Origin of the sequence: Stenotrophomonas sp. FSL W7-1447 (genome assembly GCF_037966425.1) — a bacterium.
Taxonomy (GTDB): Bacteria; Pseudomonadota; Gammaproteobacteria; order Xanthomonadales; family Xanthomonadaceae; genus Stenotrophomonas; species Stenotrophomonas pavanii.
Genome location: NZ_CP150199.1, coordinates 4,510,939 through 4,528,321 on the forward strand (window position 1 = coordinate 4,510,939; position 17,383 = coordinate 4,528,321).

Annotated in this window: 16 protein-coding genes and 1 tRNA gene; 9 read left to right on the forward strand and 8 right to left on the reverse strand. The window is 67.7% G+C overall.

All coding sequences use genetic code 11. From position 1 onward, the window contains the following. Positions 1 to 29: 29 nt before the first annotated feature. Positions 30 to 827, reverse strand: coding sequence for a TatD family hydrolase (locus tag NSQ78_RS20945; protein WP_049470782.1), 798 nt, complete (start codon positions 825 to 827; stop codon positions 30 to 32). A 61-nt stretch (positions 828 to 888) separates the two neighbouring features. After that, complete coding sequence (locus NSQ78_RS20950) at positions 889 to 1,275, reverse strand: hypothetical protein (protein ID WP_123959211.1); 387 nt, start codon at positions 1,273 to 1,275, stop codon at positions 889 to 891. Positions 1,276 to 1,450: 175 nt separating this feature from the next. On the opposite strand from NSQ78_RS20950, the gene hrpB reads away from it, so the two are divergent. After that, a complete protein-coding gene (gene hrpB / locus NSQ78_RS20955; protein ID WP_308306481.1) occupies positions 1,451 to 3,955 on the forward strand; it encodes an ATP-dependent helicase HrpB in 2,505 nt (834 codons plus the stop codon). 200 nt (positions 3,956 to 4,155) lie between these two features. Beyond that, entirely contained in the window at positions 4,156 to 4,545 is a 390-nt protein-coding gene (locus NSQ78_RS20960) for a hypothetical protein (protein WP_049459858.1), read from the forward strand. A gap of 94 nt (positions 4,546 to 4,639) precedes the next feature. Here NSQ78_RS20960 and NSQ78_RS20965 read toward each other — a convergent pair whose 3' ends face one another. From NSQ78_RS20965 to NSQ78_RS20975, 3 genes are all read right to left on the reverse strand, one after another. Beyond that, entirely contained in the window at positions 4,640 to 5,179 is a 540-nt protein-coding gene (locus NSQ78_RS20965; protein WP_064239492.1) for a pseudouridine synthase, read from the reverse strand. Positions 5,180 to 5,288: 109 nt separating this feature from the next. Further along, positions 5,289 to 5,540, reverse strand: coding sequence for a hypothetical protein (locus tag NSQ78_RS20970; RefSeq protein ID WP_223224768.1), 252 nt, complete (start codon positions 5,538 to 5,540; stop codon positions 5,289 to 5,291). 110 nt (positions 5,541 to 5,650) lie between these two features. After that, positions 5,651 to 6,508, reverse strand: coding sequence for a class I SAM-dependent methyltransferase (locus NSQ78_RS20975; protein ID WP_064239493.1), 858 nt, complete (start codon positions 6,506 to 6,508; stop codon positions 5,651 to 5,653). A 169-nt stretch (positions 6,509 to 6,677) separates the two neighbouring features. Here NSQ78_RS20975 and NSQ78_RS20980 point away from each other — a divergent pair, with 169 nt between their 5' ends. The 4 genes from NSQ78_RS20980 (at position 6,678) to NSQ78_RS20995 (ending at position 11,288) form a co-directional block, all read left to right on the forward strand. Next, a complete protein-coding gene (locus NSQ78_RS20980; protein WP_049470769.1) occupies positions 6,678 to 7,634 on the forward strand; it encodes an aldo/keto reductase in 957 nt (318 codons plus the stop codon). A gap of 822 nt (positions 7,635 to 8,456) precedes the next feature. Further along, positions 8,457 to 8,530, forward strand: a tRNA-Thr gene (locus NSQ78_RS20985). Positions 8,531 to 8,886: 356 nt separating this feature from the next. Then, the gene (locus NSQ78_RS20990) at positions 8,887 to 10,011 is read left to right on the forward strand and encodes a slipin family protein (RefSeq protein WP_064239494.1); all 1,125 of its coding nucleotides are present in this window, start codon (positions 8,887 to 8,889) and stop codon (positions 10,009 to 10,011) included. Positions 10,012 to 10,067: 56 nt separating this feature from the next. After that, positions 10,068 to 11,288, forward strand: coding sequence for an RtcB family protein (locus NSQ78_RS20995; RefSeq protein WP_064239495.1), 1,221 nt, complete (start codon positions 10,068 to 10,070; stop codon positions 11,286 to 11,288). Between the two features lie 95 nt (positions 11,289 to 11,383). On the opposite strand, the gene NSQ78_RS21000 is transcribed toward NSQ78_RS20995, so the two are convergent. Both NSQ78_RS21000 and NSQ78_RS21005 read right to left on the reverse strand, forming a co-directional pair. Next, on the reverse strand, positions 11,384 to 12,289 hold the full coding sequence (locus tag NSQ78_RS21000; RefSeq protein WP_064239496.1) for an NAD(P)/FAD-dependent oxidoreductase: 906 nt from the start codon (positions 12,287 to 12,289) through the stop codon (positions 11,384 to 11,386). Continuing rightward, positions 12,279 to 12,734, reverse strand: coding sequence for an Rrf2 family transcriptional regulator (locus NSQ78_RS21005; RefSeq protein ID WP_064239497.1), 456 nt, complete (start codon positions 12,732 to 12,734; stop codon positions 12,279 to 12,281). Before NSQ78_RS21005 ends, NSQ78_RS21000 begins: the two co-directional genes overlap by 11 nt. A 183-nt stretch (positions 12,735 to 12,917) precedes the next feature. On the opposite strand from NSQ78_RS21005, the gene NSQ78_RS21010 reads away from it, so the two are divergent. Together NSQ78_RS21010 and dkgB are read left to right on the forward strand one after the other, a co-directional pair. After that, on the forward strand, positions 12,918 to 15,038 hold the full coding sequence (locus tag NSQ78_RS21010; RefSeq protein ID WP_064239498.1) for a methyl-accepting chemotaxis protein: 2,121 nt from the start codon (positions 12,918 to 12,920) through the stop codon (positions 15,036 to 15,038). 222 nt (positions 15,039 to 15,260) lie between these two features. Next, on the forward strand, positions 15,261 to 16,070 hold the full coding sequence (gene dkgB / locus NSQ78_RS21015) for a 2,5-didehydrogluconate reductase DkgB (protein WP_049470749.1): 810 nt from the start codon (positions 15,261 to 15,263) through the stop codon (positions 16,068 to 16,070). Positions 16,071 to 16,188: 118 nt separating this feature from the next. Here the strand turns inward: dkgB and NSQ78_RS21020 are convergent, their stop codons facing one another. Next, positions 16,189 to 16,890 (reverse strand): alpha/beta hydrolase, encoded by a 702-nt coding sequence (locus NSQ78_RS21020; protein ID WP_064239499.1) that lies wholly within the window; start codon positions 16,888 to 16,890, stop codon positions 16,189 to 16,191. 98 nt (positions 16,891 to 16,988) lie between these two features. Between NSQ78_RS21020 and NSQ78_RS21025 the strand changes: the two genes are divergently transcribed. Continuing rightward, positions 16,989 to 17,369 (forward strand): YbjQ family protein, encoded by a 381-nt coding sequence (locus NSQ78_RS21025; protein ID WP_049470734.1) that lies wholly within the window; start codon positions 16,989 to 16,991, stop codon positions 17,367 to 17,369. The last annotated feature ends 14 nt before the right edge of the window (positions 17,370 to 17,383 follow it).

Consider the following 17,383-nt stretch of genomic DNA (forward strand, 5'->3'; position numbering starts at 1 on the left):
GTGCTGCCGGCCAGCGGCCGGCACTACCATCAAGCCGCGTCGGGCAGGCGGAAGAACGCACGCGTGGCGGCAGTGGCATTGGCCGCAGTCACGGCCACGTCCTCGCCCCGGTCACGGGCCAGTTCTTCCACGATGTGCGAGAGGAACATCGGTTCATTGCGGCGATCCTTCGGCATCGGCTTCAGCGTGCGCGGCAGCAGGTACGGTGCGTCGGTCTCGATCATCAGGCGGTTGGCCGGGATGTTCTTCACCAGTTCGCGCAGGTGCGCGCCACGGCGCTCGTCACACAGCCAACCAGTGATGCCGATGTACCAGTCCTGGTCCAGGTAGTCGAACAGCTCATCGCGTTCGCCGGTGAAGCAATGCACCACCGCCGGGCCGATGCGCCCTTCAAAGTTCTTCATCTGCGCCATGAAATCGGCGTGCGCGTCGCGCTGGTGCAGGAACAGGGGCTTGCCGTTGTCCGCCGCCAGCTGCAGCTGGCGCTCGAACGCACGGTGCTGGGCCGGGCGCGGCGAGAAGTCACGGAAGTAGTCCAGCCCGCACTCGCCTACCGCCACCACTTCGGGGTGGGCATGCAGCGCGCGCATTTCGGCATCGCATTCCTCGGTGTATTCCACCGCGTGGTGCGGGTGCACGCCGGCAGTGGCGTACAGGAAGCCCGGATGCTGCTGCGCCAGCTGCAGGGCCAGCGGCGAGTGCTCGCGGCTGGCGCCGGTGATGACCATCTGCACCACGCCGGCCTGGCGCGCGCGGTCCAGCACGGCGTCGCGGTCGCGGTCGAAGGAGTCGTGGGTCAGGTTGGCGCCGATATCGATCAGGTGCATGGGGGGCTACTGGGCAGTATTCGTGCACATTGTAGCCCCCGCCTCGGCGGTGATCGGCGGGTCAATGCGTGTGGCGGTCGTGGCGCTCCCAGCGCTCCGGCAAGTTGAGCGCAGCGCAGGGCTCGCACACCAGGTCGCCATTTCGTTGGCGGATGAACCGCATCCCCGCGTCGGGGCGTGCTGCGCAGGACTGGCGCGATCCACCTCCGACCAACAGCCGGAAGCCGTCTGGATTGTGGCACACGGTCAAGGTATTGAAGGTCGGCCCCATCCTGCTGCGCGCGAACTGGGCGAAGAAGATGAAAGCCTGGTCGCCGGAGATTTCCAGCGAAGGAAAGTCCGGCGAACGCAGAATGCCCTGTTCATAGGCACGCCGGATCGACAGTTCATCGCTCATGCCCTGCGGCAGGTAGCGCTGCTGAACGTCCGCACCCAGCAGGCGCGCCATCGGGTGGGCTGTGTCGGACGGCGCGGCGCTGGCACTGTTGCACGTAGGCAGCAGCAGGAGTGAGGCAAGCAGGAGGCTGGGACGCATGGGCAGGCCGGAGGCAGGGCGCGTTACCAGAACACCCCGACCTTGCGGGGTCAAGCCACGTCGGCGCCGGGACGTTTATCCTTGGAACATGAAACCGCCTGTTTTCCCGATCTCCGCGCTGATTCCGCAGGTCCTGGACGTACTTCGACAGCACTCTCGATTGGTGCTGGAAGCGCCACCTGGCGCCGGCAAGACCACCCAGGTGCCACTGGCGCTGCTCGATGCACCGTGGCTGCAGGGGCGGAAGATCATCCTGCTGGAGCCGCGCCGGGTCGCTGCACGCAGCGCCGCGCTGTTCATGGCGCGACAGCTCGGCGAGGACGTCGGCGGCACGGTCGGCTACCGCATCCGCTTCGAGAATAGGATCTCGTCACGCACGCGCATCGAAGTCGTCACCGAAGGCATCCTGACCCGCATGCTGCAGGACGACCCGATGCTGGAAGAGGTCGGTGCGATCCTGTTCGACGAATTCCACGAGCGCCACCTCAGTGGCGACCTCGGGCTGGCGCTGGCGCTGGACGTGCAGGCGCAGCTGCGTGACGACCTGCGCCTGGTGGTGATATCGGCCACGCTGGACGGCGAGCGGCTGGCACGCTTCCTCGACGCACCGCGGCTGAGCAGCGAGGGCCGCAGTTATCCGGTGGCGATCAGCCACTTCCCGGCGCGCCGCGATGAAGCCCTGGAACTGCAGGTGCGCCGCGCCGTACAGCAGGCGCTGGCCGAGCATCCGGGTGACCTGCTGGTGTTCCTGCCCGGCCAGCGCGAGATCGCGCGGGTGCAAGCGGGCCTGCAGGAATCGCTGGATGACGGCGTGGAGGTGCTGGCCCTGCACGGTGAACTGCCGGTGGAACAGCAGGCGCGCGTACTGCAGGCGGCCAGCGATGGGCGCCGCCGCGTGGTGCTGGCCACCAACGTCGCCGAGTCGTCGGTGACGCTGCCCGGCGTGCGCGTGGTGATCGACAGCGGCCAGGCGCGCGAGCCGCGCTACGACCCCAACAGCGGCTTCACCCGGCTGGACGTGGTGGCCATCGCACAGGCCTCGGCGGACCAGCGCGCGGGCCGTGCCGGCCGCGTGGCCGAAGGCGTGGCCTGGCGGTTGTGGCCGCAGTCGCAGCGGCTGGAGCCGCAACGCCGCGCCGAGATCGACCAGGTGGAACTGGCCGGACTGGCGCTGGAACTGGCCGCCTGGGGCAGCACTGACCTGCGCTTCCTCGATCCGCCACCTGCCGGCCCGATGGGCGCGGCGCGCGAACTGCTGCAGCGGCTGGGCGCGCTGTCCAGCACTGGCGCGATCACCGCACTCGGCCGGCGCGTACTGGCGCTGGGCACGCATCCACGGATGGCGGCAATGCTGCTGGCAGCGCCCGATGCACGTGCGCAGGCCCTGGCCGCCGATCTGGCCGCCCTGCTGGAAGCGCGCGACCCGTTGCGCCAGGGCGGTGACGCGCTGGCGGCCCGCTGGCGCGCACTGGCCGCGTTCCGCAACGGCCGCGCGCCGGTGGACGCCAATCCCAGCGGGCTGGCCGCCATCGATGCTGCCGCCAAGCAGTGGCGACGACGCCTGCGCTGCGAGACCGCGCCGCCGTCCAGCATCGAGGCGCACGAACTCGGTGACCTGCTCGCACACGCTTTCCCCGACCGGATCGGTTTCCAGCATCCCAGCGATCCCCTGCGCTACCTGCTGGCCAATGGTCGCAGCGCGCGCCTGCACGAGCTGAGCGACCTGCGTGGTGAACCGTGGCTGGTGGCCAGCGAACTGCGCTTCGAAGCGCGCGATGCGCTGCTGCTGCGTGCCGCCCCGGTGGATGAGGGCCGGCTGCGCAACGCGTGGCCGGAACGCTTCGTCACTGAAGACGTGGTGCGCTGGGACAGTGAACGCCGCGCCCTGGTGGCGCTGCGCGAGACCCGTTTCGACCGCATCGTGCTCGACAGCCGCTCCGCTGGCCGGGTCGATCCGCAGCACGCCGCGCAGGCGCTGACCGATGCGGTGGCCGAACTCGGCCTGCAGGCCCTGCCGTGGACCGAAAGCCTGCGCCAGTGGCAGGCCCGAGTCGAATCGCTTCGACGCTGGATGCCGGAACTGGATCTACCCGACTGCAGCGACACGGCCCTGCTGGCCAACCGCGCACAGTGGCTGCAGCCCGCGTTTGCCGGCAAGAGCCGCCTGGATGCGCTGGACGAGTCCAGTTTCGGCGAGGCGCTGAAGTCACCGTTGGAGTGGTCACAACGCCAGCTGATCGAGCGTCATGCACCCACGCGCATCACCGTGCCGTCCGGACTGGAGCGGCCGATCACCTATGCGCTGGACAGCGATAGCGGCGATCCGCTGCCGCCGGTGCTGGCGGTGAAGCTGCAGGAACTGTTCGGTCTGGCCGATACGCCGCGCATCGCCGATGGCCGCGTGCCGCTGACCCTGCACCTGCTCTCCCCCGGCGGCCGCCCGCTCCAGGTCACCCAGGATCTGCGCAACTTCTGGGAGAACACCTACGCCGAAGTAAAAAAGGAAATGAAGGGCCGCTACCCGCGCCATCCGTGGCCGGATGATCCGTGGACGGCCACGGCCACGCACCGGGCCAAGCCGCGCGGTACCTGACGGGTAGTGCCGGCCGCTGGCCGACAGCCGCGTGGCACCAGGTGAAGCGCATTGCCGGCCAGCGGCCGGCACTCCCGCCAGCGGACCCTGCCTGATCCTGAATGGCTACGCTGAAGTCACACCGCCTGCGTCCCCGACTGACATACCGTTTACGGGCAACACGCGACACTGGACTTCGACCCGAGGCAAAGGACCCCCGCATGAGCAAGCTGACCGTGATCACCGACCGCGCTCTGGAGCGCGCCCTGGACCTGGCCCATAGTGCCGGCGACGGCCTGAAGAGCGCCGGTGGCAGCCTGCGCCATCTTGGCCCGCAGGCCAGTGACTGGATCAAGACCGGCGCGGCGCTGGGCGCCGTCAAGACCGGTGGCAAGGTCGCCACCAAGTTCGCCCGCCGCAACCCGGCCGTGACCATCGCCGCCGCTGCAGTGGGCGTCGGCCTGCTTGGCTATGCGCTGTACCGCAAGCAGCAGAAGAAGAAGGCCGCCAACGGCCACGTGGTGAATGGGCAGGCGCAGCGCATCAGCGCGCGTGACCGCCGCAACGATACCGTGGTGGACGAGCACAGCGATATCGGCAGCGACGCGTGAATCCACCGGGGTCGGATCCCTTCCGCGGGAAGGGCTCTGACCCCAAGGCAGCGCATGAGGGTCGGGCGCCGCAAGGCCTCCGGCCCTTTCTGTCTCAACCGATCTGCCGCCACTGTCCGGGCTGCAGGTCGTCCAGCCGGTAGGGCCCCATCGACACCCGCACCAGCCGCAGTGTCGGCAGGTTCACCGCCGCCGTCATCCGCCGCACCTGGCGGTTGCGCCCCTCGCGGATCGTGATCGCCAGCCAGCTGTCAGGCACGGTCTTGCGGAAGCGTACCGGCGGATCGCGCGTCCACAACGCGGGGGCCGGATCAAGGCGTTCGATCTTCGCCGGCCGGGTCGGCCCGTCATTCAGTTCCACCCCATCGCGCAACCGCTGCAACTGCTCGTCACCGGGCGTGCCTTCCACCTGCACCCAGTAGGTCTTGTCGGCCTTGTGCCGGGGGTCGGTGAGCTTGTGCGCCAGGGTGCCGTTGTCGGTCAGCAGCAGCAGGCCCTCGCTGTCATGGTCCAGGCGGCCGGCGGCATACACGCGCGGCGGCAGGCCGAACCCGGCCAGGGTCGGCCGTGGCGGCACACTGCGGTCGGTGAACTGGCAGAGCACGTTGAAGGGCTTGTTGAAGGCGATCAGCATTGCAGGCACGGCAGGCGGCGGGTGCAAGCATTGTCCCATGCCGCGCTGCCCGCTCGCCGAGCGCGGCCCGGCGCTACCGGGCATCACGCCCGCCGAAGCTGCGACGCGATCAACCGAAGACCTTCCACTCCAGCAGGAAAGAGCCCAGCACCAGTGCGATGCCGCACGCCGCGATGACATTGGCCCGGCGCCGCAGGCGAACCGGCGGCGGATTCATGGCCCGCGCGCGCTCCTCCAGCAGCGCACCGGCAAACAGCACGACAAACCCCACCGTCGCCACCAGGTCGTAGGCATGGCCACCGTAGAACACGAAATCAATCAGCCGCGCCAACACCAGCACTGCAACAGCGATATAGAACACCTTCTTCAACTGTCCACTCCATTGGCAGCAGGGCCGGGCAACGCCCGGCGGATACACCTTACGTCCATTGTGACGCCGCAGCGCTCACCGGGCGCAGCCCGGCGCCGCACTTACGGCTTGATGAAGCGCAGGGTCATGCGGTCGCTTTCGCCGATCGCCTGGTACTTCGCATCATCGGCCTTGTCGTGCTGGTTGGTCGGCGGAAGCGTCCACACGCCGTTCGGGTGGTCCTTGGTGTCACGCGGGTTGGCGTTGACCTCGCTGCGCGCGTCCAGTTTGAAGCCGGCGGCTTCGGCCATTGCGATCACCTGCTGCTGGCCGACATAGCCGGTGTCATCGTCATCGGCCACGTCGGCCTTGGCGCGATGCTCGACCACGCCCAGCACGCCGCCCGGCTTGAGCACGTTGAAGAAGCCCTGGAACATGCCCTGCGCCTGGCCAGCCTTGCGCCAGTTGTGCACGTTGCGGAAGGTCAGCACCACATCGGCTGAATTGGCCGGGCCGAACACCGGCTTGGCCGGATCATAGGCCACCACGGCAGTCTTGCCGAACTGTGCCGGCGCGCCGGCGTACTTCTTTTCCAGGCTGTCGCGGCTGCGCTGCTGGTAGTCACGGCCGCGACCCTCGGGCACCGCCATCGGATCGACCACGGCAGCCACGTAGCGGCCCTTGTCCTGCAGCAGCGGCGCCAGGATCTCCGAATACCAGCCGTTGCCGGGCGTGATCTCGATGACGGTCTTCTCCGGCGTCACCTTGAAGAACGACAGCGTCTGCGCCGGGTGGCGGAAGCCGTCGCGCTTGACGTTGTTGGCATCACGGGTGGGTGCCTTCACCGCCGCCTCGATCGCCGGTGACACCTGGATCTTCGCCGGCGCCACCGTGGCCGGTGCGGCGAACGCAGGAACAGCGGCAATCAGGGCCGAAGCAAGCAGCAGGCGGCAACCACGCAGGGACGAAACAGGCATCATCGGAGCGACTCCAGCGGAAGATGCGGCGAGACTAGCAGCCGCGGCGCACCAGGTGTTCACAAAACGTTAGCTGCGCGCCTGACGCGGAACACTGTTTTGTGGTTGCCGCCGCAGCACGGTCACACAACGCGTTCTATTCTGGAGCACTTCCCCCAAGGAGTCCGTGCCCATGACGGCAACCCGCGAACTGGGCCGTTCCGGCCTGCATGTACGTCCGCTCGCCTTCGGTGGCAACGTGTTCGGCTGGAGCGCCGATGAGAAGGCCAGCTTCGCCCTGCTCGATGCCTTCGTTGACGCCGGTTTCAATCTGGTCGACACCGCCGACGTGTACTCGGCCTGGGTGCCGGGCAATGCCGGCGGCGAATCGGAAACGCTGATCGGCAAGTGGTTTGCCCGCAGCGGCAAGCGCGACAAGGTGGTGCTGGCGACCAAGGTGGCCAAGTGGGCCGAGCGCCCTGGCCTGACCCCGGACAACATCAATGCGGCGGTCGAGGATTCGCTGCGCCGGCTGCAGACCGACGTGATCGATCTGTACCAGGCCCACGAGGATGACGAGGCGACGCCGCTGGAAGCGACGCTGGCCGCGTTCGGGCGGCTGATCGAAGCCGGCAAGGTGCGCGCCATCGGTGCGTCCAACTACAGCGCCACGCGCCTGGCCGATGCCCTGAAGGTGTCCACCGACTACAAGTTGCCGCGTTACGAAACGCTGCAGCCGGAGTACAACCTGTATGACCGTGCCGGCTACGAAAAGGAGCTGGAACCCCTGGTGCAGCGCGAACAGATCGGCGTGATCGGCTACTACGCGCTGGCCAGCGGCTTCCTCAGCGGCAAGTACCGCACGCCGGCCGATGCAGCCAAGAGCCCGGCGCGTGGCGAGACCGTGGTGAAGCGCTATCTGAATCCGCGCGGCCTGCGCATCCTGCAGGCGCTGGACGACGTGGCCAGCAAGCACAGCGCAAGCGCTGCGCAGATCGCACTGGCATGGCAGATCGCGCGGCCGTCGGTCACCGCACCGATCGTCAGCGCCACCAGTGTCGAGCAGCTGCACGACCTGCTGGCAGCGGCCAACCTGTCGCTGAGCGTGCAGGACATCGCGCAACTTGACGCCGCCAGCGCCGAAGCCTGAGACCCGGTGGTGCCGGCCGCCGGCCGGCATCACACAGTCAGGTAGTGCCGGTCGCTGGCCGGCATGACACAGTCAGGTAGTGCCGGCCGCTGGCCGGCATGACACAGTCAGGTAGTGCCGGTCGCTGGCCGGCATGACACAGTCAGGTGGTGCCGGCCGCTGGCCGGCATGACACAGTCAGGTAGTGCCGGTCGCTGGCCGGCATCGCGCGGTAAAGAAGAAAATAATTGAACAAAATGGTTGCGCGCGACTAAATCGTGGTTTATCGTGCGCACCTCGTTTCAGCAACCACTGGAAACTTCCCTTGAACGCGCATTCCGTCGCCATCGCCAAACTGCTGCCATGCCTTCGCATGGACGTGCTGGCGCGCGCGTTCGGCAAGGAAGCCCAGCTGACAACGGCCTGATACCCGCCCTGCGGAGATCGGCCACCCCGATCTCCGAGGCCTGACGACGCCCTCGGAACGCAAGTCCCGGGGGCGTTTTCGTTTGCGTCGGCACAAGGACCCGCGATGCCAGAACTGCACCCCGCGCGGCAACCCGCCGCTCACTGACCCAGGATTTCCCCGCCCCGCGGAAGGATTTACTTCGCGCGAGTGGCGGCGCCTGGACATTATCTGCATCGCTCCCAAACATTATCGCTCGCGATAATGTCGGTGGCCTGCACCCTCGATTCTCCAACGGTCCCGTTTCCACCACGGGCTGGTGCGCGCGGCGTTGCCGTGGCGTATGCCGGAGGTCGCGGACATGCCATCGCCTGGATCGCCTGCTGGAGGCAGGCGCCGGTTCGCCGGTACGCGGTTCGATTCCGCGCGGTCCCCAACTGGATAGCTCAGCTTGGTCAGAGCAACGGATCCGTAATCCGTCTGTCGTGGGTTCGACTCCCACTCCAAACCACATGACCTGTCACGTCATGACCTGAAGCAACACCCGGGGCGCAAGCCCCAGCGGCCATCGTCGCCGTCCACCGCCATCGCCTTCGGGCGGGGCGTGGACGGCAACGGACCGCACGCCGGGCCCCGGCCCGCCGCCACTGCCAGCCACGTTCCGCCCTGGTGCTGCCTGCAGGGAACGACGATGGCAGCACTGCCGGTGCACCGAAGGCTCCGCGCGCGGACCGTCCGCCGATGGCCGCCCTCTTCCGCTGCCTGCACGTGGTGTGCAGGCGGCCGCGCCACGACCTGATCGACCCGGGTCATGGCGATTCATCCGCAACGGGTCGAACCACCAGAGCCATACAAGGAGAGACTCCCATGTTCTGGACCATCAAGGTCGTGATCGGCGACGGCGAGCGCGGCCTGGTGTATCGCAACCGTCGTTTCCAGCAGATCCTGCTGCCGGGCGTGCACCGCCTGTCGCTGTTCGGCGGTCGCCCGCAGGTAGACATCCACACCGCATCGAAGGGCGCGGCCTACACCGGCAGCGACCAGGACAGCCTGATCGAAGCGCTGGGCGCACAGCTGGACACCCACTTCGTGCTGGCCAATGTCGGCGCCACCGAGGTCGGCCTGGTGCTGCGCAATGGCCGCATCGATGAAGTCCTGCCGCCGGGCAGCCGTCGCCTGTACTGGCGCGGTTCGGTCGACACCCAGGTGCGCGTGATGGCGCTGGGTGACGAGCCGCGCATTCCGGTGGACGTGCAGCAGCGCCTGGGCCAGCTGGGCGTGCTGCCGCGCGTGGCGGTGATCAGCACCGTGCCGAGCGAGTCGGTGGGCCTGCTGTTCATCGATGGCACGCTGCGGCAGACGCTGGACGCCGGCCTGCACGCGTTCTGGAACTTCAACGGCAACGTGTCGGTGGAGCGCGTGGAACTGCGTGCACGTTCGCTGGACGTGTCCGGCCAGGAGCTGCTCAGCCGTGACAAGGTGACCCTGCGGGTGAACCTGGCCGCGACCGTGCAGGTGGTCGACCCGGTGCGTGCACACCGCACGCTCAGCAATGCCGATGAGTTCGTCTACCGGCAGCTGCAGTTCGGCCTGCGCCAGGCGATTGCCGCGCGCAGCCTGGACGAGCTGCTGGGCGACAAGGCAGCACTGGACGGTGAGATCGCCGCCCATGTGCAGGCGGCGATCGAGGGCCACGGCGTGCGCTTGCTCGGCGTCGGCATCAAGGACGTGATCCTGCCGGGCGAGATGAAGGAGATCCTCAACGGCGTGGTGCTGGCCGAGAAGCAGGCCCAGGCCAGCGTGATCCGTCGCCGCGAGGAGGCCAACGCCACGCGTTCGCAGCTCAACACTGCAAAGCTGATCGAGGACAATCCGGTGCTGATGCGCTTGAAGGAGCTGGAGGCACTGGAGAAGGTCACCGAGAAGATCGACACGCTCACCGTGTTCGGCGGCCTGGATGGCGTGCTGAAGCAGCTGGTGACGATCAGGTAGGGGGTCGCGGCGGCGCAGGGACGCGCCGCCGGCCCATCAAGGACATACACGAAGACATGGACACGCAACACAACTATCAATGGCTGCACGCCGAGGGCACCACGCCGATCAAGGGCTGGGTCAACGGTGTGCCGCTGGAAGCGCAGGCGCATGAGCAGCTGCGCAACATCGCCGCGATCCCGTTCGTCGGGCCGTGGGTGGCCGTGATGCCGGACGTGCACCTGGGCAAGGGCGCGACCGTGGGCTCGGTGATCCCGACCCGCGGTGCGATCATCCCGGCCGCAGTCGGCGTCGACATCGGCTGCGGCATGGCGGCCGTACGCACCACGCTGCGCGCCAACGACCTGCCCGATGACCTGCGGCAGCTGCGCAACAGCATCGAGCGCAGCATTCCGGTCGGCAATGGGCGTGGCGGCGAGCATCACCGCATGCCCGACAGCATCCACACCCGGCTGGTGCAGTCCGGGCTGGCCGCCGGCCTGGAGAAGATCAAGGACAAGCACCGCAGGATCCGCACCGACAAGCTCGACCGCCAGCTGGGTACGCTGGGTGGTGGCAACCACTTCATTGAACTGTGCCTGGACGAGGCGGATACGTTGTGGGTGATGCTGCACAGCGGGTCGCGCGGCACCGGCAACCTGATCGGTACCTACTTCATCGAGAAGGCGCGCGAGGAACTGGCCCGGCGCGTGCTCGGCTTCCACCTGCCGGACAAGGACCTGGCGTTCTTCATGGAAGGCGAGCCGCTGTTCGATGACTACGTCGAAGCCGTGTCGTGGGCGCAGGACTATGCCCGGCAGAACCGCGAGGCGATGATGTCGCGCGTGCTGGCCGAGATGCGCCACCGGTTGCCGAAGTTCCAGCTGGCGGCGATGGCGGTGAACTGCCACCACAACTACGTGCAGAAGGAAACGCACCACGGGCAGGAGCTGCTGGTGACCCGGAAGGGGGCTGTCAGTGCCCGCGAGGGTGAGCTGGGCGTCATTCCCGGCAGCATGGGCACGCGCAGCTACATCGTGCGTGGCAAGGGCAACGCAGACAGCTTCCACAGCTGCAGCCACGGTGCCGGCCGGGTGATGAGCCGTGGCGCCGCGCGCCAGCAGATCACGCTGGCCCAGCACCGCGAGGCCACCGCGCACGTGGAATGCCGCAAGGACAGCGGCGTGCTGGACGAGTCACCGGCCGCGTACAAGTCGATCGACGATGTGATGGCCGCGCAGCTGGACCTGGTCGAGGTGGTGCACACCCTGCGCCAGGTGCTGTGCGTGAAGGGGTAACCGAGCGGTGCCGGCCAAGGCCGGCCGCTACCAGAGCAGCACGTCGCGTCGGGGGTCAGATCCCTTTCTGCGAAAGGGATCTGACCCCGGCACATTCAGCGCGGCACGCTGTCTTCGGCCACCAGCGCGTGGTGCACGCCGATACCCGCGCGCACGCCTTCGGCCATGGCCAGGGTGATGTTGCCGACCGTGGTCGCATCGCCTGCGGCGTACACGTTGGGCACCGAGGTCTGCTTCATCATGTCGACCTCGATCAGCTCGCCCAGCGGGCTCTCGGCCAATGTGCAGCCCAGTTGTTGCACCAGCGGTGTGGCCATCACCTGGGTGGCCGGCACGAACAGCGCCCGCTGGGCGATGCGGCGGCCGTCGGCCAGCTCCACCTCCAGCCAGGTCGGCTGGTCGCCCTGCACGCGCAGCACCGGTGACGTCTCGATCTGCACCCCGCGCTGCTGCATGGCGGCGCGTTCCTCATCGGTGATGTCCCGTCCCATGCTGAAGAACGTGACATTGCCCCAGTCGGCGAACAACGGTGCCTTGCTGGCGGACATCGGATGGCCACCAAGCAGGCCGATGGCGCCGCCACCCACTTCGTAACCGTGGCAGTAGGGGCAGTGCAGCACGGTGCTGCCCCAGCGCTCGGCCAGGCCCGGCAGCGCCGGCAGCTGGTCGGCGATGCCGCTGGCCAGCAGCAGCTTGCGCGCGGCCAGCACCTGGCCATCGGCGGTCCGCACTTCCACGCCCTCTGCGCTGGCGTTGGCCTGCACGGCCTCGGCATGCACCCAGCGCACCGTGGGGTAGTCCAGCAGCTGCTGGCGCGCGGTCTTCAGCAGCTCGGCACCGCTGATGCCATCCAGGCCTGGCACGCCGTGCGAATGGCTGGCGAAGCGGTTGCGCGGCGAGCCGGCGTCAATGATGGTGACCGGGCGGCGGGCACGGGCCAGGATCAGGCCGGCGGCAATGCCGGCATAGCTGCCGCCGACGATGAGCACATCAGGATTCATGGTGAGCTTCCAGGGAACGGTGATGGGCGAGATGGCGGGCGAAGTCGGCGCCGAGCTGGTCCAGCGTGGTCGCCCGCAGGCGCGCCTCCAGCAGCCGCTGTGCCTCGCGTGCCCCCTCCAGCAGCGCGCTGTTGACCAGCTGCTGGATCGGGCAGCCGCGGCCGGCGTCGCGGGTACCGACCTGCACCAGGGGCGGTGCGCCCACGGCCAGGTAGATGTCATGCAGGGTGATCGCCGCCGCATCGCGGGCCAGCTGGCTGCCACCCCCATGGCCGCGGGTGCTGCGTACCAGGCCGGCCTTGTGCAGTTGCGCCAGCAGGCGGCGGATCACCACTGGATGGGTCGGCAGGCAGGACGCCAGCTGCTCGGAGGTGCGTGGGCCATCCTGGCCGACCAGGTGCGCCATCACGTGCAGGGCGTCAGAGAGCGGATTCGCGGATTTCATGTAACTACATTAGTTACATTTATATCCCCTGTCCAGGGTCCGTATTTGTTCCATATGGACACATTTGTCCTATGAAACACTTCCTTCACATCACTAAACGAAACGCTAATGTGATGCTCGTCGCACTTCAGCGGAAGCGTAGCGGGTCGATACCGCATTGCCCCTTCCCGAGAGTGCTTCCCGATGAATGCGTCTGTCCGTGCTCCGCGCCTGCAGTCCAAGCTGCTCGGCGCGGTTTCTGTTGGCTTGGCCGTGGTCCTGCTGTGCGCGCTGGCAGGCCTGGCCTCCGCCTGGTTGAAGTTGTCCACCGAGGTCCCGCCCGAAGTCGCGCACAGCCGCGATGCCGAACGCCTGCAGCGTGAGTTCCGTGGCCAGGTGCAGGAATGGAAGAACGTGCTGCTGCGCGGGCACGACGACGCGCTGCGCCAACGCCACCTGGATGGCTTCGACAGCGAAGGCCGCCTGGTCGAGCAACTGGCCAAGGGTCTGGCCACCAGCCCGGACCCGCGCACGCGTGAGCTGGCGCAGGCGTTCGTTGGCCTGCACGCGCAGCTGCAGCAGGACTATCACGCGGCGCTGCAGGCATTTGCCGCGGCCGGCTACGATCCCGCGGCCGGCGACAACCTGGTGCGCGGCAAGGATCGCCCGGTGGCGATGGCACTGGATGCGCTGAGCACGCACGCCACGCAGGTGGCTGAAGCAGCGGTGGCGTCCCGTTCGCAGCAGGCCCGGCAGACCCTGCTGCTGTGCGCGGCACTGACCGTACTGGCCGCCGTGCTGCTGCTGATCGGCCTGGCCTGGTGGCTGCGGCGCGCGGTGGTGCAGCCGGTGCTGGCGGTGGAAGCCGCTGCACGTGCAGTGGCCGCCGGCGACCTGCAGCACGTGGTGCAGGTGCGCAGCCGCGATGAGATCGGCCGCCTCGCGCAGGCCATGCAAGCGGTGCAGTCCACCCTGCGCAGGGTACTGGATGCCCAGGCCGCGATGGCACAGGCGCACGAGGCCGGCACCATCAGCCATCGCATGGAGGCCGATGCATTCCCCGGCGCGTTCGGCACCATGGTGGCCGACTGCAACACGCTGGTCGATGCGCATATCCAGGTGAAGATGCGCGCGATCTCGATCATGGGCCGCTATGCGGTCGGCGACCTCAGCCAGGACATGGAACGCCTGCCCGGCGAGAAGGCGGTGATCACCGAAGCGCTGGACATGGCCAAGCACAACCTCGGCAGGATCAATGGCGAGATCCGGCGCCTGGCCGAAGCTGCCGGCGCGGGAGACTTCAGCCAGCGTGGCGACAGCGCGCGCTTCGAGCATGACTTCCGCGCGATGGTCGATGGCCTGAACCGCCTGATGCAGACCACCGAACTGAACCTCGGCGAAGTCTCGACGATGCTGCGCGCGATCGCCGATGGCCGCCTCGGTGCGCGCATGCACGGTGATTTCCAGGGTGTGTTCGCGCGTATCGCCAGCGATGCCAATACCACCGCCACGCAGCTGGCGACCATCGTCACCGACATCAAGCACGCCTCCGGCAACATCCACACCGCCGCCGCGGAGATCGCCGCCGGCAACAATGACCTGTCGCGCCGCACCGAGCAGCAGGCCGCCAACCTGGAAGAGACGGCAGCATCGATGGAAGAACTGACCTCCACTGTGCGCCAGAACGCCGAGCACGCACGCCAGGCCAACCAGCTGGCGATCGGCGCACACACGGTCGCCTCGCACGGCGGCAGCGTGGTCGGCCAGGTGGTGGCGACGATGGGCGCGATCGAGACCTCGTCGCGGCAGATCGCCGACATCATCAGCGTGATCGACGGCATCGCCTTCCAGACCAACATCCTGGCGCTGAATGCCGCCGTCGAAGCGGCACGGGCCGGTGAACAGGGCCGCGGCTTTGCGGTGGTCGCCAGTGAAGTGCGCACACTGGCGCAGCGTTCGGCGGCGGCCGCCAAGGAAATCAAGTCGCTGATCGAGGCCTCGGTGGAACAGGTCGGACAGGGCGCGCAGCGCGTGCGTGAGGCCGGCGACACCATGGCCGAGATTGTCGCATCGGTGCAGCGGGTGACCGACATCATGGCTGAGATCTCCGCGGCCTCGCAGGAACAGAGCGCGGGTATCGAACAGGTCAGCCAGACCGTGGTCCAGATGGATGGCACCACCCAGCAGAATGCCGCGCTGGTGGAAGAAGCCAGCGCTGCCGCGCGCAGCCTTGAGCAACAGGCCAACCGCCTGATCGATGCGGTGGATGTGTTCGACCTGTCGACCACGGCGGCGGCGAAGGACGCGTTGGCGCGCGCGGCCTGAGCAATCTTCCGGGTTCCCCACGTCGCGGGGATCGGTGGCTCCCGACCGTGGGTCGGGCGACGGCGGGAATCGGTGCGGACCCACGGTCCGCACCCACCAGGGCCTGCGGCGAACCTGCGGTCGTATACGGCGGCGCAATGCACCGTTGCCGGCATGCACACGGCGACTGGCCTACCCTTTCGTGGACATTCCCGCCTCCCTCCCCCTCTGCTGGAGCCCCCCATGACTGTCCCCGCCTTCGGTCTCGGCACCTTCCGCCTGAAAGACCAGACCGTGATCGATTCCGTGCGCAACGCGCTGGAGGTCGGCTACCGCGCCATCGATACCGCGCAGATCTACGGCAACGAAGCCGAGGTCGGCCAGGCCATCGCCGATTCCGGCGTGCCGCGCGACGACATCTACCTGACCACCAAGGTCTGGATCACCGCGTTCAAGCGCGATGCGCTGCTGGCCAGCCTGCGCACGAGCCTGGAAAAGCTGCGCACCGAGTACGTCGACCTGGCGCTGATCCACTGGCCATCGCCGAACGACAAGGTTGACGTGCCGATGGAGGAGTACCTGTCCGCACTGGCTGAAGCCAAGGCGCAGGGCCTGACCCGCGAGATCGGCATCTCCAACTTCACCATCGCGCAGACCCGCAAGGCGATCAGCATCCTCGGCGCCGATGCCATCGCCACCAACCAGATCGAAATCCACCCCTACCTGCAGAATCGCCTGCTGGTGAAGTTCCTGCAGGACAACGGCATCCACATCACCGCCTACATGAGCCTGGCCTATGGCGAGGTGATCAAGGACCCGGTGATCCAGGCCATCGCCGGACGCCACCAGGCCACGCCGGCGCAGGTCGCGCTGGCCTGGGCGCTGCAGCAGGGCTTCTCGGTCATTCCGTCCTCGACCAAGCGCGAGAACCTGGCCAGCAACCTTGAAGCAGCAGCGATCCGCCTGACCGACGAAGACATGGCACAGATCGCCAAGCTCGACCGCGGCCATCGCCTGGCGAACCCGGAAGGCATCGCGCCGGCCTGGGATTGATTCCAACGACGGCGCGCAACTGCTCTGGTAGACGCCGACCTTGGTCGGCGCAGACGTCTGATCGATCATTGAAACACGGTGCGAACCAAGGTTCGCACCGACCAGAAGCGGCTTTGGCCTAGGCCTGCAGCAACCACCCACGCATTGCCGCACTGACCTCCTCCGGCTTTTCCATCGGTGCCAGGTGCCCACAATCGGGCACCACCACCAGTTGCGAGTGCGGCACCAGCGCGTGCATTTCTTCGCTTACCGCCAACGGCGTGATCCGATCATTGGCGCCGCACACGATCAGCAGCGGATCGCGGTAACCAGCCAGCACATCATGGCCGTCACGGCGCTCCAGTGCGCTCTGCCGCAGGAAGACGTCCGCACCGAGGCGGGCGGTCATGTCGCGCACGCGCTGCACCAGCACGTAGTCGTCCAGCCGCGACGCATCGATGTAGCTGCGCATCAGCACATCACCGAAACCATGGAACTTTCCGGGCAGGCGCACGCTGGCGCGCTGGCTGCGGCGCTGCTCGGCACGTTCCGGTGAATCGGCGTGGATCGAGGTATCGATCAGCGCCAGCTGCAGCACGCGCTCTGGCGCAATGCGCAGGATCTGCTGGGCGACGAAGCCGCCCAGTGAGAAGCCAGCCAGCGCAAAGCGCGCCGGTGCCTGTGCGAGCACGTCCTCGGCCACCGCCTGCAGGGTCTCGCCACGGGTCTGGTCGCCGACCGTGCAGTCAGCGATGTCGGCCAGGTCAGCCAACTGCGCGCGCCACAGCTCGGCATCGTTGAGCAGGCCAGGCAGCAGGAGCAGGGGGATACGCTCGGTCATGGCGGTATTGTCGCGCCGGTGCGGTGAGGGAACCATGCCGCAACGGGCGGTTGCGTTGTAGAGTCGAGCAAGTTCGACTCTCCGATACGGACGCGACCATGGCAGACCCCTACAACAGCGGTACCCCCACCCCACCCGCGCTGCGCTTCGACGATTCGCTGGTCACCACCGCCTTCGAGCTGCCCGGCCATCGCGTCGTGCGCAACCTGGGTGTGGTGCGCGGCATCACCGTACGCTCGCGCTCGATCGTCGGCAACTTCCTCGGCGGTATCCAGACGATCTTCGGCGGCAACATCACCATCTACACGGAGCTGTGCGAACAGGCTCGCGAGGAAACCTACCGCGACATGGTCAAGCACGCGCGGCAGCTGGGTGCCAACGCAATCATCGGCATGCGCTACGACGCCACCGATGTGATGACCGGGCTGACCGAGGTGCTGTGCTACGGCACGGCGGTGGTGGTGGAACCCACGCGTTGAAGCTGTAGAGCCGA

Excerpts from the sequence above, each read along its gene's own strand:
- NSQ78_RS20945 (WP_049470782.1), bottom strand. The coding sequence starts at position 827 with ATGCACCTGATCGATATCGGCGCCAACCTGACCCACGACTCCTTCGAC.
- NSQ78_RS20950 (WP_123959211.1), bottom strand. The coding sequence starts at position 1,275 with ATGGCGCGCCTGCTGGGTGCGGACGTTCAGCAGCGCTACCTGCCGCAG.
- hrpB (WP_308306481.1), top strand. The coding sequence starts at position 1,451 with ATGAAACCGCCTGTTTTCCCGATCTCCGCGCTGATTCCGCAGGTCCTG.
- NSQ78_RS20960 (WP_049459858.1), top strand. The coding sequence starts at position 4,156 with ATGAGCAAGCTGACCGTGATCACCGACCGCGCTCTGGAGCGCGCCCTG.
- NSQ78_RS20965 (WP_064239492.1), bottom strand. The coding sequence starts at position 5,179 with ATGCTGATCGCCTTCAACAAGCCCTTCAACGTGCTCTGCCAGTTCACC.
- NSQ78_RS20975 (WP_064239493.1), bottom strand. The coding sequence starts at position 6,508 with ATGATGCCTGTTTCGTCCCTGCGTGGTTGCCGCCTGCTGCTTGCTTCG.
- NSQ78_RS20980 (WP_049470769.1), top strand. The coding sequence starts at position 6,678 with ATGACGGCAACCCGCGAACTGGGCCGTTCCGGCCTGCATGTACGTCCG.
- NSQ78_RS20990 (WP_064239494.1), top strand. The coding sequence starts at position 8,887 with ATGTTCTGGACCATCAAGGTCGTGATCGGCGACGGCGAGCGCGGCCTG.
- NSQ78_RS20995 (WP_064239495.1), top strand. The coding sequence starts at position 10,068 with ATGGACACGCAACACAACTATCAATGGCTGCACGCCGAGGGCACCACG.
- NSQ78_RS21000 (WP_064239496.1), bottom strand. The coding sequence starts at position 12,289 with ATGAATCCTGATGTGCTCATCGTCGGCGGCAGCTATGCCGGCATTGCC.
- NSQ78_RS21005 (WP_064239497.1), bottom strand. The coding sequence starts at position 12,734 with ATGAAATCCGCGAATCCGCTCTCTGACGCCCTGCACGTGATGGCGCAC.
- NSQ78_RS21010 (WP_064239498.1), top strand. The coding sequence starts at position 12,918 with ATGAATGCGTCTGTCCGTGCTCCGCGCCTGCAGTCCAAGCTGCTCGGC.
- dkgB (WP_049470749.1), top strand. The coding sequence starts at position 15,261 with ATGACTGTCCCCGCCTTCGGTCTCGGCACCTTCCGCCTGAAAGACCAG.
- NSQ78_RS21020 (WP_064239499.1), bottom strand. The coding sequence starts at position 16,890 with ATGACCGAGCGTATCCCCCTGCTCCTGCTGCCTGGCCTGCTCAACGAT.
- NSQ78_RS21025 (WP_049470734.1), top strand. The coding sequence starts at position 16,989 with ATGGCAGACCCCTACAACAGCGGTACCCCCACCCCACCCGCGCTGCGC.